This window comes from Bradyrhizobium sp. LA2.1, from assembly GCF_040547725.1.
Classification (GTDB): Bacteria; Pseudomonadota; Alphaproteobacteria; order Rhizobiales; family Xanthobacteraceae; genus Bradyrhizobium; species Bradyrhizobium barranii.
The window spans coordinates 23,037-46,235 of record NZ_JBEPQI010000036.1; the positions used below are offsets into that span (position 1 = coordinate 23,037).

A 23,199-nucleotide genomic window follows, 5' to 3' on the forward strand; every position below is an offset into this window, starting at 1 on the left:
CGTCGATCAGCGATAAATACGCCATCGGCTAATTCCCGCCCCACGGATGCTCGTTACGAGTTAGATCGACTTGTCGAAATTCGATCATGCGCTCTCCTGGAACGAGGCTCGGTACAACTCCTCGATCTTCGCCACTTCCTCTGCGGTCAATTGCGTGAACTCATTCTCCCTTGCCCACTTGGAAAGCGCGCCGTTGTTCTGCCGCAGGAAACTGAACAGGTTGTTGAGCGTCCGCTCGGGCATATCGATCATGTTATCGATGCCAGCACGGAACGTGTCGAAGTTACGAAGGAAGTTAGTTTCGTTGGGCAGGTCCTGCTCAATCGTCTGGCGCACGCATTCGTACAAAAACTCAGCATGCGGCGTCGCATCGAAGAAACGGTAGAAGTCGGCCGTATCGTTGAGAACCTTTACATTGCCCTTCTGGGTAGCTTCCCATTGGACGCAGGGAAGCAACCTGCTAGAATAGCTCTCCAACACAGTCTTGTACTCCGTAATCCTATCGAGGATCGCCGACGACACCGGGAAATGCAGTCCAGCAGGATTAAACCCTCGGCGCGCGAGAACGTGATGCATCAGGTAGCGGTGGATACGCCCGTTGCCGTCTTCGAACGGATGGATATAGACGAACCCAAATGCCAGTACTGCTGCAGCGATGATGGGATCGAGATCGTTCTCGACATTATGGTCGAAAGCAATCAAGCCCGCCATCAGCGACGCAATATCTTCATGCCGCGCGTCAATGTGATCGGGAATGGGCCGCTGCGTATCCCGGTCGTGCTCACCGACGAAGCCGCCTTCCTGGCGGAAGCCCAGCTTCACAAAGCGCTCGTCGCCGATGACGATGCTCTGTAAGCGCATAAATTCCTGCTCATCGAGCGGCGCGCGACCCGCCTCCCCGATAGCGCGGCCCCACCGCTGAATACGATCCTGTGGCGGCCTTTCTCCCTCGATCACGTAGCTGGACTTCGAATCCTTCAGCAAAAGAAACGCAGCCGTCCGCGCGAGCAGGTCCTTAGGAACTGCGCTGACGACCGCGCGCGCGCGCTCCCTCCAGTCCTGCGCGATAAAGTCGCTCAGCGCAGCAGACTTGAACACGAGCGGGCAGAAGTCCGGCGTACCGGGAAGGTTGTTGCGGACACGATGCCGGGTCGAATTCTCGCCGGCCCCTGCGAACTGGAGTTCGGTATCGACCGCATCCACATATGAGACCTTGTCTGCGGGCGGCAGCTTTAGCTCACAGCCAAGCAGCCACTCGTACAGAAACCAGATACGACGGGCGTAGAGGCCGGTAGGCTTCTGCCGTACAAGCTCCGCGATCTCGCCTTCCTTAACCGCGAGGAAAAGCCGCTTCAGAACGGCAAGGTCCACGCCCTCGTTCTTGAGAGCAAAAGTCAAGTGTCCCTCAAGAGAGGCCTCCGGCGCGTGGCGCGGCGTATAGATGCGCCAGCCGCCCTGCTCGATAATGCGGTGCTTGCTGCCAATCGCCGAAAGGGTCCGGGGGACAGGAACGGGCAACTTATAAGCGTCGATCAGGGCAGCGTAACCCACCGGGACGGCAGCTTCCGGCAGCCTTCGGTCATGAAAAACGCTCACCGATCCTGAAAATTGCGCGCTCACTCAAAGTCCTCTGAAAAACACTCTCTGGCCGGGTCCCTGAAATTTCTTCTCCAAAGACGCCCATTGTCGAATTTCACTTCTACATCGTGAAAAACCTTCTCTCAATTAGCAGCAACCTGAAAAATATTGCAAAGTCGCGACATTTCCGTCATCGACCAGGTCGAAGTGGATGATGCGGAAATTCGCATAATCGGCCGAAAGTCAGTCCTGGAACGGCTTGTGATGGGCGGCGGCGCAGCCCCGCCGGAGTGCCCACTTTTATTCGCAGGTGGCGCGCCCGAAGAGATTCGAACTCCTGCGTGGTCGGATGCTCAGCGACTCCTCGATCCCACTCTTCACGCCAAGAGCGGCGTTCTTCGCCGCCCCGCTCGGCAGGGCCTCGAGCCCGCAATCATCACAACTTACGCTTCTATAAAATCACCGTGGTAGCTATTCGGTAGCTATTGATCGCTAACTCCGACGCCATTTGATTCTAAGATGTTGATTTCGCTGGTACAGTTGGGTGGGCTCGAACCACCGACCTCCTGTTCCACAGGACGACCGTCCCCGAGGCCGAAGAGTAGCCAGAAACGTAGTCCAGCATGGACGCGATGCCCGTAGCCGGGAACGCGATGGTCCCCCAAGCCCGGACGAGACCGGATGCCAGCGCTTTCCACTACTAGGAGTTTTGAGGTTGCCATTTGTCCAGATTTGGACTATATCCATATTTGAAAAAAGGAGCGGCCTATGTTAAATAAGCGCAAGCCGACCCCAGCTGAGGCGTCAAAAGGCCCTCAGCGACTTGATAGGTCACGATTTGCTCCGGCCAACCGAAGGCGGCTGAGCGCCCCAGCTTTACGGACTTTCCTCGCTATCGCGGATCTGTGGGGATTGACGGAAGAGCAGCGCCTGCTGGTCTTGGGGTATCCATCCCGGTCCACCTACCATAACTGGTGCAAGCAGGCGCGTGAGCACGGCGCCTTCACCCTTGATGTGGACGTTCTAACGCGCATTTCAGCGGTATTCGGTATCCACCAAGCGCTGGGGATTCTGTTTCCTCAGGAACGCCTCGGCGTTGACTGGCTGCGTAGTCCACATAACGAGATCGTCTTCGGCGGACATCGGCCGCTCGACCTCATCACCAACGGCTCTCAAGATGGGTTGCTCTCGGTGCGTCGTTTCCTCGACGGGGCGCGTGGCGGCCTCTACATGCAGCCAAACACGATAGACGAAGCCTTCACACCTTACGATGACACGGAGATCGTCTTCCGGTGACGGACGCTTTCACACCCTCGCCACGGCCTGCCCATCGCCTGATCCCCTCACAATTTCCTCCTATCGGGGTGTTCGATACGGTCGCGACGGCGGCCGATCTGTCAGCGGTGATGGAGCTCGTCGGTTGGACGAACGACCGTCTGGTGGCCGAACGTATCGATCGGCTACCGCAGAGCGAATGGGTATATGGCGCACCCAACTCCAGCATCGTCATGGCAGCCTTTCTCCACGTCGCTCCCGGCGGAATGAGATTCAACGGACCGCAGCTTGGCGCCTGGTATGCGGCCGATGATATTCGCACGGCGGCTGCCGAGGTCGGTCATCACCTGCGGCGCGAAGCTGCCGCTCGCAACACGGCCACGATGAGCCGGACCTACAGGGCATACACCGCTGCGCTGCTAGGGGATTATCTCGACATCACAGGGCAGCAACTAGCACGCCCCGACGTGTATGCGAGCGAACGTCATGATGCTTCGCAAAAGCTTGGCGAGGATATTCGTGCGTCAGGTGGTGCGGGGCTTCTTTACGACAGCCTACGGCGTCGTACCGGCATCAACGTCGTCGCGCATAGACCGCGCAACATCGTAGATATCGTGCAGACGGACCACTTCGAAATCACGGTCCACGCAACAGCACGCACGATCGACGTGCGACAACTGTCCAAATGAGAAATATATCCGACCAAGTTGACCGTACTGCCTGTATCGCAAATTTGCGCATGATCTGATGACACAGTTAGTTTCTATTCAAGCCGAAGCGCGCAAGTTTTCGCACGACGCGAAAATGCGATCCGCTGCGCGAGGACCAGAAGTCGTCCGATCGAACACGCCAGCAGTATCCAGGGCCTGGCATCGAGTTTCTATTATTGTTGCCTATCGTAAGGCTGATGGTGCTCGGGATTGTTCCGGTGCGACCGACGGTCAGTGGCATTGCGATGAAAGACATTGGCGTTCAAAAGCGCAAAGACATCGCCGGTTGCAACGAACCGGAGTTGACGCTTGCAATGCAGAGCGACAACGCGCCCGACCCTCGTCTCGTCGAGTTCGTGCGTCTGCTGGCTCGCCATGCAGCGCGGCGCTGGTACGAACAAGCCGACAAGGAGCATGGGTCGGAGCGCTCCTGACTCTACCGGAGACCATTTCATGAAGGTCGCGCTTTACGCCCGTTACTCCAGTGACAACCAGCGCGACGCGTCGATCGCGGACCAATTTCGCGTCTGCCGTGCCTATGCTGAGAAGCAGGGTTGGCGAGTCGTTGAGGAATATTCCGACCATGCGATCTCCGGAGCGTCGCTTCTGCGTGCCGGCATCCAAGCGCTTATTACCGACGCCATGCGCGGGCGGTTTCAAGTGGTGCTGGCGGAGGCGATGGATCGCCTCTCACGTGATCAGGAAGACATCGCCGGCGTGTTCAAGCGCATGGCCTATGCCAACGTAAAGATCGTCACTTTATCCGAAGGCGAGGTTACCCACCTGCATGTCGGCCTCAAAGGCACGATGAATGCCCTCTTCCTAAAGGATCTCGCCGACAAAACGCGCCGAGGCCAGCGCGGACGCGTCGCGCTTGGCAAATCTGGCGGTGGCAACTCTTACGGCTATGATGTTGTGAAGCAATTCAATGAAAGCGGTGAGCCGATACGTGGCGATCGCAGGATTAATTTTAAGGAAGCAGAGGTGGTACGCGCATCTTTCGCGACTATGTCGTTGGCAAGTCGGCGAAGCGGATCGCTGTTGAGCTAAATAGGGATGGCATCTCGGCGCCCGGCGGCGGCGATTGGGGCTTCAGTACAATCAATGGCAACACCAAGCGTGGCAACGGCATCTTGAACAACGAGATGTATATCGGCCGTATCGTTTGGAATCGACAGCGGTTCATCAAAGACCCCGAAACTGGCAAACGTCAGGCGCGTCCAAACCCAGCCGCCGAATGGATCATTCAAGAAGTAACAGAGTTGCGCATCGTGGATGACGGGCTCTGGAAGGCCGCAAAAGCGCGACAAGCTGCCATAAAGACAAAGCGCGAGGATGATGGCACCGAGGTGCAAAATAGCTTCCGCGACCGCCGCCGTCCAAAATACCTATTCTCGGGATTGATAAAATGCTCATGCTGCGGTGGCGGTTACGCCATGATCTCGGCCGACCTCATGGGCTGTTCGACGGCAAGAAATAAGGGAACCTGCGATAATCGGAGGAGTGTCCAGCGGGAGCAACTCGAGGCACGCGTCCTGAACGCGCTACGATGCCACCTAATGGACCCGGCTCTCTTCAAGGAATTCTGCGAGGAATTCACACGCGAGATGAACCGTCTTCGGATGGAAGGCTCGGCGTCGATCGAGGCGGCTCGCTCCGAGATCAAGCGGATAGAGCGCGAACTCGATACTCTGCTGAACCTGATCCTCAAAGGTGGCGCTGCAGATAAGATCAACACAAAGATGGTTCAGCTTGAGAGCCGCAGGGCCGAACTCGAGCAAGCATTGGTTGACGCGGAAGAACCACCACCCCTGCTGCACCCCGAGATGGCAAGTTTCTACCGAGAACAGGTCGGCGCTCTGCATGAGGCGCTGAAGGCTGATACTGAGGCAACCCGGCTGAAAGCTGGAGAGGTTCTGCGTTCTCTCGTGAAGGAGATCATCCTCACTCCCGGCGACGGGGAACTGAAGATCGATGTCCGAGGTGACCTAGCCGGAATCCTGGCGGTCGCTCTCAAAACGAAAACCCCAGCCACCGGGGCTGGGGTCTCGCAATTTGAGATGGTTGCGGGGACACGAAACACCAATACCGACATCCGTTGCAGGTCGGCTTGTAAACGCTCAGTTTTCCTTAGGCATGAGTGCCGCCCCACTCCGTCTTGCCTTGGCGAATCCTCGATCGGGGGCGATGAAACGCTCCAGCATGGGCACGATCAGCCGAACCGGATCGGCCGAACGCTGGTCGGCCTCACGGCCGAGGACTTCAGCGCACCGAAACCTCGACGGGTTTGTCGTCGGCTGCCGGGCCGAGTTTCTGCTTCGCCATTTGCGACGTGGCCGGAGAAGTGACAAAAGTCGGATTCGTCATTGTCGGTGTTATTGCTGGATCCAAGCGTTCCAGGCGTCAAGCATTCTGGCTTGGTTGGCTGCGATCCAGGCGGAATCGTGTTTGACGATGGCCTGGAAGGCTTCTTGCGAACTCGGGATGTTGGCGCGTGCGGCCTCGCTCATCATTGCCACGGCGTCGAGGCTCGGCGGTGTGACGTTAAGACGCTCTGCGAGTTTCGCCTGCACCGTCGGATTATCGAGGTAGAACTTCAGCAGAGCCTCCGCTCCGGCGGGGCTCGGGCCGTTGCGGAGGATCTGCATCGTGTCGGCGAGCATGAAGGCGCCATCGTAGGAAATCTGAACAGGTTGGCCTTCCGCCTTCAAGGCCGAGACGCGCGTACCCCAGATCATGCCGATGACGTATTCGCCGTTGCGAAAGCCTTGTTGACTCTGGTCGCCGGTGCGCCACCAGAGCTGGATTTGCGGTTTGATCTGGTCGAGCTTCTTGAGGGCTCGATCGATGTCGAGGGGGAAGAGGTTGTCAGCGGGCACGCCGTCAGCCAGCAGCGCGGCCGCGAACACGCGCCAGGGATCGTTGAAGCTCGGCAACGCACGCGGGCCAGGGAAACGGGCGATATCCCAGAAATCAGCCCAGCTCCGGGGCTTGGCGCCCGTGAAACGCGCCGCGTCGAAGGCGAGAAGTGTGGCGTTAAACGTGATCCGCACCCCAGCAGGATTGCAGGTCTTATCGATCAAATCTTTGCGCTCCCTGAACTGCTCGCATAAGACCGAGAGGTCGCGGGTGAAAGATCGATTCTGCGGTGACTCGGCGATGATGTCGACGTTGTTGATGATGTCCCACGTGACCTGACCTGCGTTCGCCATGGCCTGGGCGCGTGTCCGCTGCTCGGAATCGGTGGCGGTAACGGTGCTGACCTTGATCCCGGTCGCCTTGGTGAAGGGCTCGAACCAAACTTCCTTCAGTGTCCTGTCGTAAACGCCGCCCGTGGTTGCAACGACTACCTCGCCTGACTGTGCTACCGCCGCAGTTGAGAGCAGAAGGCTGAGCCAGATCTGCCGGATGAGCGTCGCTGCGATGTGTGCGCCGATGCGTCGACGAGAGCCGCGTGTGCTTGGTTTGGTCATGTAGGAAATCCCCTTGATGTCCGTTAACGGAAGCAACTGCGGATGGTGGTCAGCCGCCGCGAGCTGCTGGTGCCCTTGCGAATATCTTGGCAGGGAAATGCCGGAGCTGCCGTCAGAGACGACAGCGACGCTGCGCGGGCGTTCCATCAGACGACCACCGGTTCGGGGGCGACCGCTGGGTCGAGCGTGCCATCATAGAGAGAAATCGCCGGATGCGCGTCCGGATCGGTGGTGATCTCGATCAGTGTCGGCCGCTCTCCCTGCAACGCGTCGCGCAGCGCCGGCAGGATTTCCGCCGGCGTCTCGACGCGCACGGCGACGCAGCCGCAGGCGCGGGCGATCGCGGTGTGATCGACCGGGGCAAAGTGGCAGGCCGTGGTGTAGGCTCCGAACTTTACGGTCTCGGCATCCTTCTGATAGCCGAGAACGCCGTTGTTCAGCACGATGACCGTGAGCGTGATGCCCATCCGAACCATGGTCTCGAGCTCTGCCCAGGAATGGGCGAATCCGCCGTCGCCGACGAGCGCGACCACCCGGGCAGCCGGCTTCGCAACCTTCGCGCCAATAGCGAGCGGCACCCCCCAGCCGAGACCGGCGAGGCCGCGCGGCGTCAAAAAGCGCATGCCCGGCGCCAGTCCGCGCAACTGGCCGACGATCCACATTGAGGAGTAGCTCGCATCGGCGACGACGATCGTGTCGGGTGTCAGCAGCGTCTGCAATTCGGCCATCACGCGTTCGGGCCGGATTGGGCTCGCATTGTGTCGCGTGAGCGGCGCGCGGGCGGCTTCGAACCGGTGCCATGCCTCGGCGATGCGGGACTCCAGAGCGGGCCGTGCCAGGGCGCGCGAGGACAAGTCCATCGCGCGCAGCGCTTCCGTTAACGCGCCGATCGTCTCCGCGGCATCGCCGACGAGGCGAACTGCTTCGTAGTTGCGGCCGATTTCTTGCGGGTCGATGTCGATCTGGACGAGGCGCGCGGTCGGAGGCACGAGCCGCCAGCTATCGGTGCCGTTCTGGTTGTTGCGCGTGCCGATCTGCAGGATCAGATCTGCTTCGGCGAGCAGCGCGCGACTGTGTCGCCCGAGCGAGGCGGGCCCTACCAAGGCGCCGAGCACGCCGCAGGACAAGGGATGGCTCTCGTCGACCGCCCCCTTTCCCATATTCGTGGTGAAGACGGGCAACGCTGCGAGGTCTTGGAGTCGTGCCAGCGCGGCCGGGGCATCCTGCGAGAAGGCGCCGCCGCCAGCCATGACGACGGGATGCCGGGCCTCAGCGATCAGGCGGGCGACGGCCTCGATGTTGACCTGGGCCGGGCGGCTGCGGTCGAGGGGGAATTTGCCATAGCTCGCTTTGCGGCTGGCCGCGAACGGTGTAGCGGTCTCGCGCAGGAGATCCGCCGGCAAGAGCAGCACCGCCGGGCCGGGTCGGCCGCTTGCGGCAGCAATGAATGCGGCGTCGACATAGTCGTCGACGCGATCGGCGCCCGAGAGCCGCCGCGTCCACTTCGCGCAGGATGCGAACAGCGCGACGTGGTCCAGCTCTTGGAAGGCGTTCTTGTCGACCTGATGCCGTTCGACATCTTGGACGAGCGCGACGATCGGAATGCTCGCCTTCAGCGCTTCCGCCAGGGGCGGCACGAGGAGAGTGGCGGCGGGGCCGTTCTGCGCGGCGACGACGGAGACACGCCCCGACACGCGAGCGTAGCCGTCAGCCATGGCGCCGCCCATGTTCTCCTGCCGGTAAGCAATCTGCCGGATGCCTATGGCCTCGGCAGCGAGGATGACGGCCGAGGGCAGGCTCTGTCCGAAGATCACCTCGACGCCGTGGCGCTTCAGGGCATAGGCGATAATTCGTGCGACGGTGGGAGCGGTCTTGGTCATACTGCGAGGCTTTCGATCAGGTCGCTGCGCGTAGCGAGAAAGTCGTCGAAGACTGAGGCGACGCGATCGGTGTCCTCGGTCGTCATCGGGGTGGAGAGGCAAGCTGCCGCGCCACTGGGAAGAACGATGCCGCTCTCTGCGAATGTGCGGCCGAGCTCTTTCATGACATGCGCTTGCGCGGCGGTCGGCGTCGCCTCCCGGAAATCGCGCGGCAGGATCACTTTCGGATGGATCCGGAAGAGCGAGGCGGCGCCGGAAACCGAGAGAGGCACGTGGTGCCGCGCGATAGCGGCCGTGAGCTGTTGGCGCAGTCGGTCGCCCAACCTTTCGAGATGATCGAAGGCGGCACGATCCAGAGCGGTCATCGACGCGAAGCCAGCGACCATCGACAGCGGATTGGCGGAGAAGGTGCCGCCCTGGGGAAGCGCCGGGTTGCCTGCGGAGGCATCGAAGACACTCATGACCTCGCGGGTACCGGCGATCGCGCCGATCGGGAGGCCGCCACCGATGATCTTGCCGAAGGCAAAGAGGTCTGGCGTCAGGCCGTAACGTGCCGAGGCGCCCTCATAACCTTGCCGAAAGCTCAATACCTCGTCGGCAATGACGAGGACGCCGTGCTGTTTCGCAGTTCGCTGGATCGCAGATACGAATTCCGCTGTCGGAGCGATCAGGCCGGCCCGGCTCGGCATCGGGTCGAGCACGATCGCTGCCAGATGGGACGCGCGGGTCGCTATCTGCCGTTCCGCGAGTTCGACGTCGTTGAAACGGAGCGGCACTACCTCGCTCAGAACCGACGCTGGCATGCCACGGTAGTACGGAACAGCCGCCGGCGCAGCCGCCTGCCCCCAATTGTTTGGCGTGCTCGCCTGACTCACTTCAACCCAATCATAGGAACCGTGATAGGCGCCCTCGATTTTGGCGATCGCGGAGCGCCCGGTGAGGGCGCGTGCGGCCTTGATCGCGAACATCACAGCTTCGGAGCCGGTGTTGACGAAACGGATTGTCTCGACGCCGGGAACACGCTCGCAGATCAACTCCGCGAGGCCGATCTCGGCCAACGTCGGGTTCGCGAAGCAGGTGCCGGACTGCAGCTGGCGCGTCACCGCCTCGATCACGGGCGCGAAACGATGGCCATGGATGAGGGTAGTGAAATTGCCGTTCAGGTCTAGGAAGCGGCGTCCATCGAGATCGACGAGATAAGCGCCGTCGCCCCGCTCCATGTACCGCGGAATCGGATTCCGCTCGATCGTCACCCGTGTGGTTCCGTCGATAAAGACGTGCCGTGCGCGCTCGAACGCTTCCTTCGAGGCCCGTCCTACGAAGTTGTGACCTTCGGTCTTCGCTGCTGTCATTGTTCCATCCAGGAGCCGCGCGAAGGGCGGCGGTGGTCGGAACCAATAGACCAAGTATGATATTTGATGCAACAAAAATGTTCGATGCCAAGAAACCCGGCTTCTCTGCCGCCCAGCTTAGCGACGGGCCTCGATCATAAGCTTGAGCTGCACGTAACCATCACGGATGTCTTGTTCCATGGCGGACTTGACCGTGGCACCATCCTTGGCACGCAGGCCCTGCATAGCGGCCATATGATTGGCAACGCCTCGCCGATTCATGGCGAAGCCGGGGTAAAGCTCGTTTAGCGAAGGACCGACACGCAGCCAAAGGGATTCGATCATCGCGACCAGTCGCGGCCAGCCTGACAACCGGTAGATCAGGAAATGGAACTCGCGGTTGACCTTAAGGACCTGGCGATAGTCGGCAGAATCCAACCCGGCATTGATCGCCACCTGCATCCGTTCGAGCCCCTCAATGTCGGCAGGAGCCACTGCCAAAACAGAGCGGTCGGCGGCCAAACCTTCCAGGGCGAGCCGCGTGGCGGTGATCTCGTCGAGCGCTTCTAGTGTCAGAGATGGCAGGACGACCGTCTTGGGGCCTTCATTGATGAGAGCTCCCTCCGATAAGAGCCGGTTGATGGCGTCCCGTGCTGGAGTGGTGCTGACCCCCAGCGCGGCCGCGACTGACCGCACCGTCAGCTTCTCGTCAGGCGGGAAGGCGCCGGAGACGATGATCGCCTTCAGGCGATCATAGGTGAGCTCTCCGAGATTGGATTGCCGGGCGATAGGAGTGACGACACCGGCGAGCAGATACTCCGACATGGAAAGCCTCTTGTTGCGTGATGCATCAAATAGCCCTGGCTCCCCTCGACCGCCAGTGCCTTGACAAAGCCGCAGGAATGATACACCAAATATCAAAATCTGGATATCGGGCGACCGTTCCCGGCCGGCGAAGTGCCTCTCAGGGATTCAAAGAGTGATTATGATCGCCATGTCCAACAGCGATGCCTCAAACAGGCACCAGAGCCTGAATTCACTCAAAGGCGAGGCTATCGCCATCCAAGGCGTTTCGAAACGGTTCGGACCGATCGTCGGTGTCGATTGTGTCGATCTCCACGTTGAGGCCGGGGAATTCCTTTCTCTGCTCGGCCCCTCCGGCTCGGGCAAAACGACTCTGTTGATGATGCTTGCGGGATTCGAGATGCCGAGTTCGGGGTCGATCACCTTGGGCGGCCGGGATCTGACCCATGTTTCACCCAATAAGCGCGGAATCGGAATGGTCTTCCAGCGCTACGCCCTGTTTCCGCATATGAGCGTGGCACAGAACGTCGCGTTTCCGCTCAAAATGCGGGGCGTGAGGAAGGACGAAATCGCTCGCTTGGTCGAGCAGGCGCTCTCGCGTGTCCGGCTTCAGAATTACTGTGGCCGCATGCCCGCCCAGCTTTCGGGTGGCCAGCAGCAGCGTGTGGCGGTGGCGCGCGCCTTGGTCTTCCAGCCGCCGGTCCTTCTCATGGATGAACCGCTCGGTGCTCTCGACAAGAAACTACGCGAAGAACTTCAGATCGAAATCAAGACGCTGCACGCCAGCCTGGGCGTCACGATCATCTACGTGACACATGATCAGGAAGAGGCGCTGACAATGTCCGACCGGATTGCGGTCATGGACAAGGGGCGCATCCAGCAACTCGGCAGCCCTGTCTCGCTCTATCACGAGCCCAGCAGCAGCTTCGTCGCCGACTTCATTGGCAAGATGAATTTCCTCAACGGGGTCGTAACTGGGCTCGACGATTGCCGCATCGAGATCGCGATCTCGGGACAGACATTCGATGTCGCACGGTCTCAAATCGGTGGGCGCGAGGAAGTCGCCGTTGGACGCTCCGTGCGGATCGCGGCCAGGCCAGAAAGTCTGAGCCCAACGGACGAAGGCGAACGAGCCATAGCGGGCGAGATCGAAACCTCGATCTTCCTCGGTCCGCATCGAACGCTGATTGTTCGGACGGAAGACGGAACGCAGCTCCAGATCCAGGTTCCATCCTCCCATCGGGACAGCGGCGTCACGCCACGCGGGCGGACTTTCGTACGGCTGGACCCGGCCGCCGTTCGTGTCTTCGCGCGCGAGGCCTAAGCCATGGCGAACACGACAATCGCCGACGCAGAACGCTTGGTGGCCGGCCAGCTCTCCCGCCCCGCCTCGCTCGTTCTCGCGCTGCCGCTCGTCCTGCTGCTGGGGTTCGCTTTTCTCCTGCCGGTCGCGAAACTGCTGCTGGGCAGCATCTTCACGCCGACGCCGACGGCGGAGCAGTATCTGCGCATCGCCCAGGAGCCGATCTTCCTGCGAATATTCCTGCACACCGTCCAGACGGCCGCGATCGTTACGCTTCTGGCCTTTCTGCTGGGCTATCCCGTGGCACTGGTGATGTCGCGGCTCGGCACGCGCGCCGCGATGCTGGTCGCGGCCTGCGTCCTGATTCCGCTTTGGACCAGCGTGCTCGTCCGCTCCTACGCTTGGATCGTGCTGCTGCAGAGGACGGGGATCGTCAACAACGCGCTGCTGAGTTGGGGGCTGATCAATCAGCCACTGAAGCTGATCTACACCGAGGGGGCGGTCATCGTCGCGATGACGCATGTGCTCATGCCCTACATGATCCTACCGATCTTCTCCTCTCTGCGCTCGACTCCACCTGAGCTCGATCGCGCGGCGAGGAATCTCGGCGCCGGACCCTGGACCAGTTTCTTGGCCGTCACGCTGCCGCTTAGCCTGCCCGGCGTCTATGCAGGGGCGACCATGGTCTTCATCCTGTCGCTTGGCTTCTACGTCACGCCGGCCTTGGTGGGCGGCCCGCAGAACCTGACCATCGCAACCTTGATCGGTCAGCAGACCACGGAATTGCTCAACTGGCCTTTCGCCGGGGCTTTGGCCGGTGTTCTACTCGTGGTGACGCTCGGCCTCGTCGGCGCATTCAAGCGGTTCCTCCGCTTTGGAAAAGGTGCCTGATGTCGACCTTGTTTGAAACGACCCCCGCAGGGGCGCTGGCACCCGTCCTATCATCTAATCCAGCATTGTCGCCCGCGATCGGTCGATCGCTCCTGAACGGGTTCGCCGGCCTCGTATTGATCTTCCTGCTCTTGCCGACCCTCATCGTCATTCCGATGTCGCTGGGCGAAGCCTCCTATATCCAATTTCCACCACAAGGCCTTACGCTAAAATGGTACCGGGCCTATTTCGCCAATGCGGAGTGGATGAGCGCAACTTGGTTCAGCCTGCGGATCGCGCTGGCGACGACCGCGTCGGCGACGGTGATCGGCACGCTGGCCTCCTTCGCAGTCGTGCGTGGCAATCTTCCGGGTGCCCGTGCCCTGCAGGCGCTTACCTTGGCGCCGTTGATCGTTCCCCACATTGTGCTGGCCGTCGCGCTCTACCTCGTCTTCGCGCCGCTCGGTCTAACGGGCAACTTTGTCGGCTTCGCAATCGCGCACACAATGCTCTCGGTCCCCTATGTCATGATGACGGTGTCCGCCGCGCTGCAGCGGATCGATCCTGCCCTCGAACTCGCCGCATTGAATTGCGGTGCGTCCCGCGCCCAGGCATTCTGGCATGTGGTGCTGCCCAACATCGCTCCTGGGGTCGCGGCCGGCGCGGTTTTCGCCTTTCTGGCTTCCTTCGATGAGGCGACGGTCGCCTTGTTCATTTCCGGCGTCGAGGGCAAGACGATTACGCGAAAGCTCTTCGAAGATATCGACTACAATCTGACGCCTATCGTTGCCGCAGCCGCGACGGTGATGGTCGTTCTGTCCCTCGTCCTGATGGGAGGGGTCGAGTGGATTCGGTCGCGTAGCGCGAATAGCGAGAGCTAGACCATCAGACGCATGTACGCGAGCGTGCCAGGAGCGCCCCTCCCGCGGCATCGAGGAATTCGCCGAGTTCAAGTACATGCTCATGGGTAGGATCGGGGGTGCAATCCTCTTCTAAACGAAGTCGATTTTTCTTGGAGAGCTAAGAGCGCAACACGCACCGACCCAAGCAGAATGCGTCGGGATTATTCAGAGAATGTCGGAGATGGGCAAAACGGACAGCCTACGAAATGCGTCAAGGACCTCGGCGATCGAATTGCAACATCTTCGGTTTGCCGTGGCCGCCAATAACTGTGGAAGTCTTCGGCGTGCCGCGGACATGCTCTCGGTTCGACATTCAGTCTTGAGCCGCTCGATCAGTCAGCTTGAGCATCTAATTGGAGCCACATTGTTCGAGCGTTCTGCCGGAGGAGTAAGGCCCACGTTTGCTGGCCGAGGCGTTCTGAAGATCGCAAACTTGGTCCTGGAGGAGATTGACGCGCTCGTAGAGACAGCAAGATCTAACAGGCAGGGGAAAGCCGGGCGTGTGTCGATAGGCTTCTGCACCTCGATCTCCGCAGGAAACCTGCGCGCCACTCTGATCGAATTCAAGGAGCGCTTTCCCAAGATCGAGCTAGCGACAGTTGAACGCTCGCGAATTCGCTTGATGAATGCGCTTCGAGACGGAACAGTTGATATCGTCATCTGCCCGGGACGCCAGCCCTGCTCAAACGATAATATCCTGTCACTCTGGAGTGAACAGATTCTGATTTCATTGCCTGAGGATCATGCCTTATCCACACGCGAGTTTGTCCTATGGACAGATCTGCGACACGAAACCATTCTCCTCAGTCAGCAGGACCCGGGACGCGAGCTCGAGGATTTCCTGATTTCGAAGCTCGTAGCTCCGGCAGACAGACCCAAGATCGAACGACACGATGTCGGCCGCGGCATCATCAAGAGTCTGACCAGCATGGGACTCGGTGTCAGTCTCGTCACGGAATCAGACACCGGCGCGCGTTTCGCCGGATTGACCTATCGCGAATTGCGCGACGGATCCGGCGCGAGCCGCCTGGACTTTTTCGCAGAATGGCGCGCCGACAACGGAAACCCCGCCCTGAAGCAGCTTCTCAAGCTGCTGGGCGAGCGCTATTCCTCCCCTTCCGTCGGAGAGTGACCGGTGCGCCGTAGCTTTGCAAATCCCCGGTCTGTTGCCATGAACCGCGCCAGCATCGGCGCGACCAGCTTACTCGGGTCGGCGACGGATTGGCCGGATTCGCCTGCAAGGGCTTTCGCATAGGCGACGAGATCTCGATGCACGGCAGCCGGCAATTCAACGGTGACCTTGACAGGCTTGTCATTTGGAAGCGCCCCAATCTTGAGTTTGGCCATCTTCATTCCTCACCCTCTGTAAGGCTCTAATACGAGGTCGCGATTGACGATCACGCGAACCGGGAAACCCGGCCTGATGGTTAGCGTTGGCTGGATGTTGAGATTGCGTTGAACAATCTTTTGGCCAGTCTGATTTAGGCTATCGCTCGATCCGCGGCGAAGGGCTTGGATGATGTCACCGTTGTTGCCGGTGTCGGAGCCGGCTCCCACTTCGCTGCCGACTGCCAGTAACGTAGACAGGAGTGCCGCCTTGAAGAGAGCGTCCCAATGATTGTCGACTTCGTCTTCCAGGCCAGCATAGCCGCCTGAATCCGCGCCTGGTTGGCGTTCGAGCACGATCGAACGGCCGTTCGGCATGATCAAGCGTGTCCAGACCAGCAGTACGCGTGACTGACCGAATGCGATCTGGCTGTCATAGGTTCCGATCAAACGGGCTCCCTGCGGGATCAGCAGCAAGCGACCGGAGGGTGTGTCAAAAACATTCTCGGTCACTTGCGCCGTGATCTGCCCGGGCAGATCTGAGCGAATGCCGGTAATGAGAGCTCCCGGAATAACCGTCCCTGCCTGAACCACATACGGCGAAGCTGGTTTCGTGACGCGATCCGGGCTTGTGGTACGGCGATCGACCGACGCATTGACGAAGGCAAGTTTGCGATCCTGGCCGTTCTGCGCAAAGCCGTCGTCAGTTCCCGGCTTGGACGATGGAGCGGCTCGGTCCACGCTCGAAGCCTGGGCCGCAGCGGGCATCGTCTCGCGAATATTGGTGGAGGCGAACAAACGGCTCACGCGCGCAGCTTCGATCTCCTGGTCGCGGCGCTGCTGCTCCTGATCGAAGCCAGTCGTGGTTGTGGTTGGCGGCTGTCCCTGAGCGGCAAGGATTGGCCGGCCGAGATCACCAGGAAGCGGTGGGCCCAGCGAGGGCACCTGACGCGGAACGGCAGCATAGTCCCGCGGCAATCCGGCGAGGCCATCAGCGACGTTATGATGATCGGTGCTGTAGAGTTCGTCCGGCGCGGTCCCGCGGGAGCGGTTGTTTTGGAGAGCCCAAAGCACGGCACCGCCAACAAGAACCAATGCAACGGCGGTTCCTCCCGCAAGGACCTTACGGGACAGCCGCGTGACGCGGGGGTGATCTGCCCTCAACCGGAACCCGTGCGCCAATTCTTCCGACCTGTTCGGCTCGCCGGGCTGCTCGTTAGTGTCATCGCTCTGAAGGGTGCTCATGACGACGACCTCCCATTGGTCCGGACAATCCGGACTTTCTGCTGGTGCTCGCCACCGAGCCGCAACTCCGCGGCCGCAAAGAGCCGATCGACGATCAGGACGTTGCCGTAGGCGCGGTAATTCACGATCTCGGTCTTGCCGTCATGGCCAATGACGAAGAGAGGCGGCATCTCGCCTTGAACGATGCCCTGCGGAAACTCGATATAGACCTTGCGGCCGTCGTCATAGGCGGTCAGCGGCCGCCAGGGCGGACCGTCGCCCTCAATGGCATAGCGGAAACGACGCTGCGTCGGATCGGGCAACACTGGCGTCAAAGCCACGGGCCGCACCCTGCCCGGCCGGTCCTCCGGATAATACCAGGCGACTGAAGGCATATAAGGTTTCTCGCGGGAGCGTAGCTCGATCAGGTAGGTGCGCCGATCGGTGTTGACGACGAGATTGGTTTCGATCGAAGCGCGCGTGGGCTTCACCAGAATATGGACGCGGCGGGTATCTGTGCTGCCGCTTTCGGTATCGCCGACCACCCAACGAACGGTATCGCCTGCCGCGACCGGACCGGACCCCGTGAGTTGTTCGCCCTCCTCAAGCGCGATGTCGGTGATCTGTCCGGGCGCGGCGTAAACCTGGTACAGCGCACCCGGACTGTAGGCGTAGACCTGCGCTGCGTTTAAATATCCCTTCTTGCGGGGCTCGACCCGAGCCGCACTGTTCGCCGCCTCGACCCGGTTCACCGGCTCGGTCTCCTCCTTACTACCGGACTTACCGCCAAGGGCCGGTTTCCAGAGTGGCGGGACATGAAGCGGCTGCGGCTTGTCGTCGGCAGGCACCGGCGGCGGAGGCAATGGCGGAACATCACTGTCGTAGCTGATCTCGGGCGGCTCGAATGTGGAGCAACCACACAAAGCCGAAGCGCAAAGCAGCAGTGCCGGAAGTATCGCCTTTCGGAACGCCAGACCTTCCGATCTGAATGTGACGGAGCGAGCGCATGAAGCACGGCGCGGAGAAGCCATATTGCGAAATATCGTATTCACTGCCCAAGCTCCTTCGACCAGTTGATGGCGTGGACGTAGACGCCGAGGGGATTCTTGCGCAGCCGATCGGCATCGCGCGGCGTCTCGATCACGACGCTGAGAATGGCAGTCCAGCGCTCGGTTGAACTGAGAGATCCGTTGTCGTAGGCGCGTTGAACCCACGCCACCCGAAAACTCTCCATCGACGCGCGAATAACGCTCGATACCTCGACCGAGACCTGCACTTTGCCGAGCCTGGCAAAGGGATCGTTGGTGCGGGCATAGTCATTGAGAGCGGTGGCCCCACGATCGGTCGTGAAGTCGTAGGCCCGCAGCCAATTCTGACGCAGCACGATGGCGTCAGCCGGCAGGCCCCGGACATCCTCGATGAATCGCGCCAGGTGGTAGGCGATCTGCGGGTCTGTCGGCTGGTAGTCTGTATTGGCCGGTGCCACTCGCTGTGCCTGGCCAAGACGATCGACCTCGACCACCCAGGGCGTAATCGTGCCTTGAGTCGATTGCCAGACAAGGCTGCCGGCGAGACCCGTCGACAGCGCGAGGCATCCGAATGCCATCAATCGCCAGTTTTTTGCCTGCACGCGGGCTGACCCGATACGGTCGTCCCAGACTTGCGCTGCCTTTTGATAGGGCGTGACCGGCTCAGGTGTGCGGCCGTAGTGAACGGATGGACGTTTAAACATCAGTGGTTTCCTTCAGAGAGATCAATCGATGCGCCGCCTCCGCCATGGTCGCCCGAGCGAACGGCATGGGTGACGGCTGATGTGCCATGGCTGACGGTCTGGGCACGCTTCATGCGCCGCGCCCAATCGGGCGGACTATCCGGCGCGGTGTTCCCGGTCTCGGCGCCCCCTGCGGTTGGCGCCTGCCCAGCCGATTGAGCGCTGTTACTGAGAGTTGCCGCGGCCCGACGCAGCGGGCTTGCCACTGCCGAGAGCCCGGCATCGGCGACACCGCTCAGGCCGCCACTGCGATAAGCTGCGGACGCACCGCTTGTAAGCGCGGCGCCACCTCGCGCGGTTCCTGCTATCGCTCCTCCGGCAAGCCCGGCTCCGCCCGCAGCCAAGCCAGCGCCCGCGACAACAATGCCGCCCGCTGCAAGTCCGGTCCCGACCGCGGCACCCGCGCCGAGTTGAGGTCCGCCGGACACCAGGCCGTTAGCGATCCCAGGACCGAAAATGCCGAGACCGAGCAGCGATAGCGCCGCCAGCACCAGCGCCATAGCGTCTTCGATGGTCGGCTGTCCGCCGTTGAACCCAGACGTGAATTGAGAGAACAGCGTCGAGCCGATGCCAACAATGACGGCAAGAACCAGGACTTTGATGCCTGACGAGACGACGTTACCGAGCACACGCTCCGCCGCAAATGCGGTCTTGCCGAACAGACCGAAGGGAATCAGCACGAAGCCGGCGAGTGTCGTCAGCTTGAACTCGATAAGTGTCACGAAGAGCTGGATCGCCAGAATGAAGAAGGCGAGGAGCACTACGACCCAGGCGAACAGCAGGACGACGATCTGGACGAAGTTTTCGAAAAAGCTGATGTAACCCATCAGACCAGAGATCGAGTCGAGGATCGGCCGGCCGGCATCGAGGCCAACCTGGGCGATCCGCCCTGGCCGCAGGAAGTCCGCGGATGACAGGCCTGTACCGGAGGCTTTCAGCCCGAGACCGGCAAAACTCTCGAACACGATACGGGCAAGATTATTCCAGTTGCCGATCAGGTAAGCGAAGACCCCGACAAACAGAGTCTTTTTGACGAGCCGTGCGATTAGATCGTCATCAGTCCCCCAGCTCCAGAACAAAGCCGCGAGTGTAATGTCGATGGCGGCCAGTGTCGTCGCAAGAAATCCAACTTCGCTGCCCAGAAGGCCGAAGCCAGAATCGATATAGCGGGTGTAGGTATCGAGGAACTGATCGATCACGCCGGTGCCGGTCATGGCTTACTCGCTCTCCGAAAGAGGTGCGGACGGATAGCCCTGCGGAATCCGGCTCTGATCCTTTGGCGGCATTTCTAACGATTGATCGGGAGCGGCTGTGCTCTTCGCCTGACCGAAAAACCGGCGTCGGTTCTCAGCCCAGATCCGACGACAGTCGTCGTAGGTTGCCGTCTGTTCCGACGTGACCGTTCGGCACCGCGCCAGGCTGGAGGCGAGCGTGCTCGTGGTCTGTGGACCCGCCGAATTTGACGCCGTTTCGTCGCCATCACCGCGGAGCTGGATGGCGCATGCCGCCATCACCAGCATCAAGGATGCGGCTGCCGCGACAATCGGCAGTCGTTTGAACCTGTTGAACGCACTCATCAATGAAACATCTGCACGTTTGAAGATTGATAGCCTTGGCCCGGCGTCAGAAACCGTCGCAGCTGCTCGCGGCCCTGATCCTGCGCCGCTGCGCGTTGAGCCGCTTCAAGGCTCTGCGCCCTACCTTGGGCGGCGACGGTCGCCGTGAGATCGCCGAGCTGCTGAGCCTGAAGTGCGAGGATCTGGTTGCCGGCCTGTGTCGCCTGTAGCGCGCCACTTGCGCCCTGGCTCGACGTCACCAACGCCGACGTCTGGGTCCGGTTAGTGTCGAGGTTGCCGACAACGCCCGCCTGCACACGCAAGGCGTCCTGCAGCGCTGCGACCGAGTTCTGCCAACGCGATTGGGCGTTGGTGATGAGTGCCAGATTGGATTGGCTGCTGGTGGCCGGCGCATAATTGGTCGAGAACGCGCGGTCGATCTGCTGTACATCATAGGCAATGCGCTGGGCCTGAGCGAGTAACTGCTGCGTGCGCTGAATTGACGATTGAAGCTGCTGTAGCGACGAATATGGCAGGCTCGCCAGATTCTTCGCCTGATTGATAAGTGACTGCGCCTGATTTTGCAGCGATGTGATCTGATTGTCGATCTGCTGCAGCTCGCGCGCCGCTGTCAGGACATTCTGGACATAGTTGTTCGGATCGAAGACGATCCACTGCGCAGATACCGGCGACACCGCAGCAAACGACAACGCGACAGCACTCGCCGCCGCAAGAACGCAAAGACGTCTCATAATGATTGATCCAGATTGCTCAGATTCGGGATCAGATCCGTGGCCCACGAAGCGTCGCGATGTCGCAGCCAGGCGTGCACGAAGCCGTCGCGGCCGTGTTCTGCGAGCAGGCGTTCGATCGCCGCCTGATCGGTCTTGGAAGACGCCGCAGTAAAAGCGAGCGCGACTTCGCCCAGACCCAGCTCGAACATCCGGTTGCCACGGCGGGACTGGCAGTAGTAGTCCCGCTTCGGTGTTGCCCGGCTCAACAGCTCGATCTGCCGGTCGTTGAGACCAAAACGACGATAGATCGCCGTGATCTGCGGCTCGATGGCCCGCTCGTTCGGCAGCAATATACGGGTCGGACAGCTCTCAATGATGGCGGGCGCAATGCCTGATACGTCGATGTCCGAGAGTGACTGCGTCGCGAAGATGACGGACGCGTTCTTTTTGCGCAACGTCTTCAGCCATTCGCGCAATTGCGCGGCAAAGTCCTCGTCATCAAGTGCAAGCCAGCCTTCATCGACGATCAACAAGGTAGGTTGACCGTCGAGACGGTCTCCAATGCGATGGAAGAGATAGGCAAGCACCGCAGGTGCGGCGCCGGTGCCGATCAATCCTTCGGTTTCAAAAGCCTGAACCGAGGCTTCGCCGAGACGCTCGAGTTCGGCATCCAGCAGCCGGCCGTAGGGTCCTCCCAGGCAATAGGGTTGCAAGGCCCGCTTCAGCGCGCTCGACTGGAGCAGCACCGACAAGCCTGTCAGGGTGCGCTCCTGGATCGGAGCCGAGGCCAGTGACGTCAGGGCGGACCACAGATGGTCCTTGGCCTCCGGCGTAATCTCGATCTTTTCCCGCGTCAGGATCGCGGCGATCCAGTCGGTCGCCCAGCCCCGCTCGGAGGGGTCGTCGATCCAGGCCAGCGGCTGCAGCGCAACAGGTTCAGACGCATCGTCCGACAGCGCTCCACCCAAGTCATGCCAGTCGCCACCCATGGCGATGGCAGCCGCCCGGATCGATCCACCGAAATCGAAGGCAAAGATCTGCGACCCCGGATAGCGGCGGAACTGCAACGCCATCAGCGCCAGCAGCACCGATTTACCGGCGCCGGTCGGGCCAACCACCAGCGTATGCCCAACGTCCCCGACGTGGAGAGAAAATCGGAACGGGGTCGACCCCTCGGCCTTTCCGAACAGCAGAGGCGGGCCTGCGAAGTGATGGTCTCTCACCTCGCCGGCCCAAACCGCCGATAGCGGAATCATATGGGCCAGGTTGAGGGTCGAGACCGGCGGTTGCCGAACATTGGCATAGGCGTGTCCCGGCAAACTGCCGAGCCAGGCTTCGACGGCGTTCACCGTCTCAGTCATCGAGGTGAAGTCGCGCCCCTGGATCGTCTTTTCGACCAGACGCAGCTTCTCATCAGCCGCGCGTGGGTTGTCATCCCATACGGTGACAGTCGCCGTGACATAGGCTTCACCGATTTGGTCAGAGCCAAGTTCCTGGAGCGCGGCATCGGCGTCCATCGCCTTGTTGTGAGCGTCCGTATCGAGCAGCGTCGATGGCTCGTTCGTCATCACCTCTTTGAGGACGGCGGCGATCGACTTCCTCTTGGCGAACCATTGCCGACGGATCTTCGTCAGTAATTTCGTAGCATCCGTCTTGTCGAGCATGATCGCGCGCGTCGACCAGCGATACGGAAATGCCAAACGATTGAGTTCGTCGAGTATTCCGGGCGTCGTCGCGGTTGGAAACCCGACGACTGTGAGAACGCGCAGATGCGACGCACCCACTATCGGCTCGAGGCCGCCGGTCAGCGGCTGATCCGCCAGTAGCGCATCGAGATACATCGGGATCTCGGGCACCCGAACGCGGTGGCGCTTCGTCGACACACAGGAGTGCAGATACGTCAGCGTCTCAGGGTCATCCAGCCAGGCGCATTCGGGCATAAAACCCTCGACCAGCTGGAGCACCCGATCGGTGCGGTCGACGAATCCGCGCAACACTTCGCGGGCGTCGGCGTTCTCGGTCCGATCGCGGCCCTCGTAGAGAAACCGTTCGGCCCGCGCGGCGTCCTCAGCCGGCGGCAGATAAAGAAAGGTGAGAAAATAGCTCGATTCATAATGAGCTCCCGCCTCCTCGAACTGGGCTTTTCGCTCGGCATCGACCAGGGCGGACGCCACATCCGGAAACGTGCTTGCCGGATACCGGAATGCAGCATGGCGTTGAGCTTCAACAAAAACGGCCCAGCCCGAACCGAGACGGCGCAAGGCGCTGTTGAGGCGGCCAGCGACGGCGACGAGTTCGGCGGGCACTGCGCTGTCGAGATCCGGTCCGCGGAACCTTGCGGTGCGCTGGAACGAACCGTCCTTGTTGAGGACGACGCCCTCCCCGACCAATGCAGCCCACGGCAGGAAATCCGCAAGGCGGGTGTTTGAGCGGCGGTATTCGGCAAGATTCATCATGATTGA

General features: G+C 60.9%; 22 protein-coding genes and 2 pseudogenes. 9 read left to right on the forward strand and 15 right to left on the reverse strand.

What is annotated here, in order from left to right:
- Positions 1-84 precede the first annotated feature (84 nt).
- The gene (locus ABIB95_RS42375; protein WP_247457924.1) at positions 85-1,620 is read right to left on the reverse strand and encodes a Fic family protein; all 1,536 of its coding nucleotides are present in this window, start codon (positions 1,618-1,620) and stop codon (positions 85-87) included.
- Positions 1,621-2,346: 726 nt separating this feature from the next.
- Here ABIB95_RS42375 and ABIB95_RS42380 point away from each other — a divergent pair.
- From ABIB95_RS42380 to ABIB95_RS42400, 5 genes and pseudogenes are all read left to right on the forward strand, one after another.
- Positions 2,347-2,874, forward strand: coding sequence for an MbcA/ParS/Xre antitoxin family protein (locus ABIB95_RS42380; protein WP_247457948.1), 528 nt, complete (start codon positions 2,347-2,349; stop codon positions 2,872-2,874).
- The gene (locus ABIB95_RS42385) at positions 2,871-3,542 is read left to right on the forward strand and encodes an RES family NAD+ phosphorylase (RefSeq protein ID WP_247457949.1); all 672 of its coding nucleotides are present in this window, start codon (positions 2,871-2,873) and stop codon (positions 3,540-3,542) included. Before ABIB95_RS42380 ends, ABIB95_RS42385 begins: the two co-directional genes overlap by 4 nt.
- A 218-nt stretch (positions 3,543-3,760) precedes the next feature.
- Positions 3,761-3,997: a hypothetical protein gene (locus tag ABIB95_RS42390; RefSeq protein ID WP_247457950.1), complete on the forward strand. Its 237-nt coding sequence runs from the start codon at positions 3,761-3,763 to the stop codon at positions 3,995-3,997.
- 19 nt (positions 3,998-4,016) lie between these two features.
- The gene (locus ABIB95_RS42395) at positions 4,017-4,613 is read left to right on the forward strand and encodes a recombinase family protein (RefSeq protein ID WP_247457951.1); all 597 of its coding nucleotides are present in this window, start codon (positions 4,017-4,019) and stop codon (positions 4,611-4,613) included.
- Positions 4,598-5,053: pseudogene (locus tag ABIB95_RS42400) on the forward strand (recombinase family protein); the annotation flags it as partial. The gene ABIB95_RS42395 and the pseudogene ABIB95_RS42400, both read left to right, overlap by 16 nt.
- 66 nt (positions 5,054-5,119) lie before the next feature.
- Here the strand turns inward: ABIB95_RS42400 and ABIB95_RS42405 are convergent.
- From ABIB95_RS42405 to ABIB95_RS42430, 6 genes and pseudogenes are all read right to left on the reverse strand, one after another.
- Entirely contained in the window at positions 5,120-5,428 is a 309-nt protein-coding gene (locus ABIB95_RS42405; RefSeq protein ID WP_247457952.1) for a hypothetical protein, read from the reverse strand.
- Between the two features lie 255 nt (positions 5,429-5,683).
- Positions 5,684-5,888: pseudogene (locus ABIB95_RS42410) on the reverse strand (DUF2274 domain-containing protein).
- A 50-nt stretch (positions 5,889-5,938) separates the two neighbouring features.
- On the reverse strand, positions 5,939-7,183 hold the full coding sequence (locus tag ABIB95_RS42415; protein WP_247457953.1) for an ABC transporter substrate-binding protein: 1,245 nt from the start codon (positions 7,181-7,183) through the stop codon (positions 5,939-5,941).
- The gene (locus tag ABIB95_RS42420) at positions 7,183-8,916 is read right to left on the reverse strand and encodes an acetolactate synthase catalytic subunit (RefSeq protein WP_247457954.1); all 1,734 of its coding nucleotides are present in this window, start codon (positions 8,914-8,916) and stop codon (positions 7,183-7,185) included. Before ABIB95_RS42420 ends, ABIB95_RS42415 begins: the two co-directional genes overlap by 1 nt.
- Positions 8,913-10,268, reverse strand: coding sequence for an aspartate aminotransferase family protein (locus tag ABIB95_RS42425; RefSeq protein WP_247457955.1), 1,356 nt, complete (start codon positions 10,266-10,268; stop codon positions 8,913-8,915). The genes ABIB95_RS42420 and ABIB95_RS42425 overlap by 4 nt, the downstream gene beginning before the upstream one ends.
- 117 nt (positions 10,269-10,385) lie before the next feature.
- Positions 10,386-11,072 (reverse strand): GntR family transcriptional regulator, encoded by a 687-nt coding sequence (locus ABIB95_RS42430; RefSeq protein ID WP_247457956.1) that lies wholly within the window; start codon positions 11,070-11,072, stop codon positions 10,386-10,388.
- A gap of 160 nt (positions 11,073-11,232) precedes the next feature.
- Here ABIB95_RS42430 and ABIB95_RS42435 point away from each other — a divergent pair, with 160 nt between their 5' ends.
- The 4 genes from ABIB95_RS42435 (at position 11,233) to ABIB95_RS42450 (ending at position 15,258) form a co-directional block, all read left to right on the forward strand.
- On the forward strand, positions 11,233-12,375 hold the full coding sequence (locus ABIB95_RS42435; protein ID WP_354126797.1) for an ABC transporter ATP-binding protein: 1,143 nt from the start codon (positions 11,233-11,235) through the stop codon (positions 12,373-12,375).
- A gap of 3 nt (positions 12,376-12,378) precedes the next feature.
- Positions 12,379-13,245 (forward strand): ABC transporter permease, encoded by an 867-nt coding sequence (locus ABIB95_RS42440; protein WP_354248626.1) that lies wholly within the window; start codon positions 12,379-12,381, stop codon positions 13,243-13,245.
- The gene (locus tag ABIB95_RS42445; RefSeq protein ID WP_502916699.1) at positions 13,245-14,105 is read left to right on the forward strand and encodes an ABC transporter permease; all 861 of its coding nucleotides are present in this window, start codon (positions 13,245-13,247) and stop codon (positions 14,103-14,105) included. The genes ABIB95_RS42440 and ABIB95_RS42445 overlap by 1 nt, the downstream gene beginning before the upstream one ends.
- 202 nt (positions 14,106-14,307) lie before the next feature.
- Entirely contained in the window at positions 14,308-15,258 is a 951-nt protein-coding gene (locus ABIB95_RS42450) for a LysR family transcriptional regulator (RefSeq protein WP_346659200.1), read from the forward strand.
- Here ABIB95_RS42450 and ABIB95_RS42455 read toward each other — a convergent pair.
- Genes ABIB95_RS42455 through trbE form a run of 8 tightly spaced genes read right to left on the reverse strand, consistent with a single transcriptional unit; the run spans position 15,231 to position 23,193 of the window.
- A complete protein-coding gene (locus tag ABIB95_RS42455; protein ID WP_247457959.1) occupies positions 15,231-15,473 on the reverse strand; it encodes a DUF2274 domain-containing protein in 243 nt (80 codons plus the stop codon). The two genes, ABIB95_RS42450 and ABIB95_RS42455, sit on opposite strands and share 28 nt — an antisense overlap.
- A 9-nt stretch (positions 15,474-15,482) precedes the next feature.
- Positions 15,483-16,697: a TraB/TrbI/VirB10 family type IV secretion system protein gene (locus tag ABIB95_RS42460; RefSeq protein WP_247457960.1), complete on the reverse strand. Its 1,215-nt coding sequence runs from the start codon at positions 16,695-16,697 to the stop codon at positions 15,483-15,485.
- Complete coding sequence (trbG, locus tag ABIB95_RS42465) at positions 16,694-17,707, reverse strand: P-type conjugative transfer protein TrbG (RefSeq protein ID WP_354248664.1); 1,014 nt, start codon at positions 17,705-17,707, stop codon at positions 16,694-16,696. Before trbG ends, ABIB95_RS42460 begins: the two co-directional genes overlap by 4 nt.
- A gap of 17 nt (positions 17,708-17,724) precedes the next feature.
- On the reverse strand, positions 17,725-18,408 hold the full coding sequence (gene trbF / locus ABIB95_RS42470) for a conjugal transfer protein TrbF (RefSeq protein ID WP_354116539.1): 684 nt from the start codon (positions 18,406-18,408) through the stop codon (positions 17,725-17,727).
- On the reverse strand, positions 18,408-19,661 hold the full coding sequence (trbL, locus tag ABIB95_RS42475) for a P-type conjugative transfer protein TrbL (RefSeq protein WP_354181682.1): 1,254 nt from the start codon (positions 19,659-19,661) through the stop codon (positions 18,408-18,410). Before trbL ends, trbF begins: the two co-directional genes overlap by 1 nt.
- A 3-nt stretch (positions 19,662-19,664) precedes the next feature.
- Positions 19,665-20,024, reverse strand: coding sequence for a putative entry exclusion protein TrbK-alt (gene trbK-alt, locus ABIB95_RS42480; protein ID WP_354116541.1), 360 nt, complete (start codon positions 20,022-20,024; stop codon positions 19,665-19,667).
- The gene (gene trbJ, locus ABIB95_RS42485; RefSeq protein ID WP_354116561.1) at positions 20,024-20,755 is read right to left on the reverse strand and encodes a P-type conjugative transfer protein TrbJ; all 732 of its coding nucleotides are present in this window, start codon (positions 20,753-20,755) and stop codon (positions 20,024-20,026) included. The genes trbK-alt and trbJ overlap by 1 nt, the downstream gene beginning before the upstream one ends.
- Positions 20,752-23,193: a conjugal transfer protein TrbE gene (gene trbE / locus ABIB95_RS42490; protein WP_354181677.1), complete on the reverse strand. Its 2,442-nt coding sequence runs from the start codon at positions 23,191-23,193 to the stop codon at positions 20,752-20,754. The genes trbJ and trbE overlap by 4 nt, the downstream gene beginning before the upstream one ends.
- Positions 23,194-23,199: the final 6 nt, after the last annotated feature.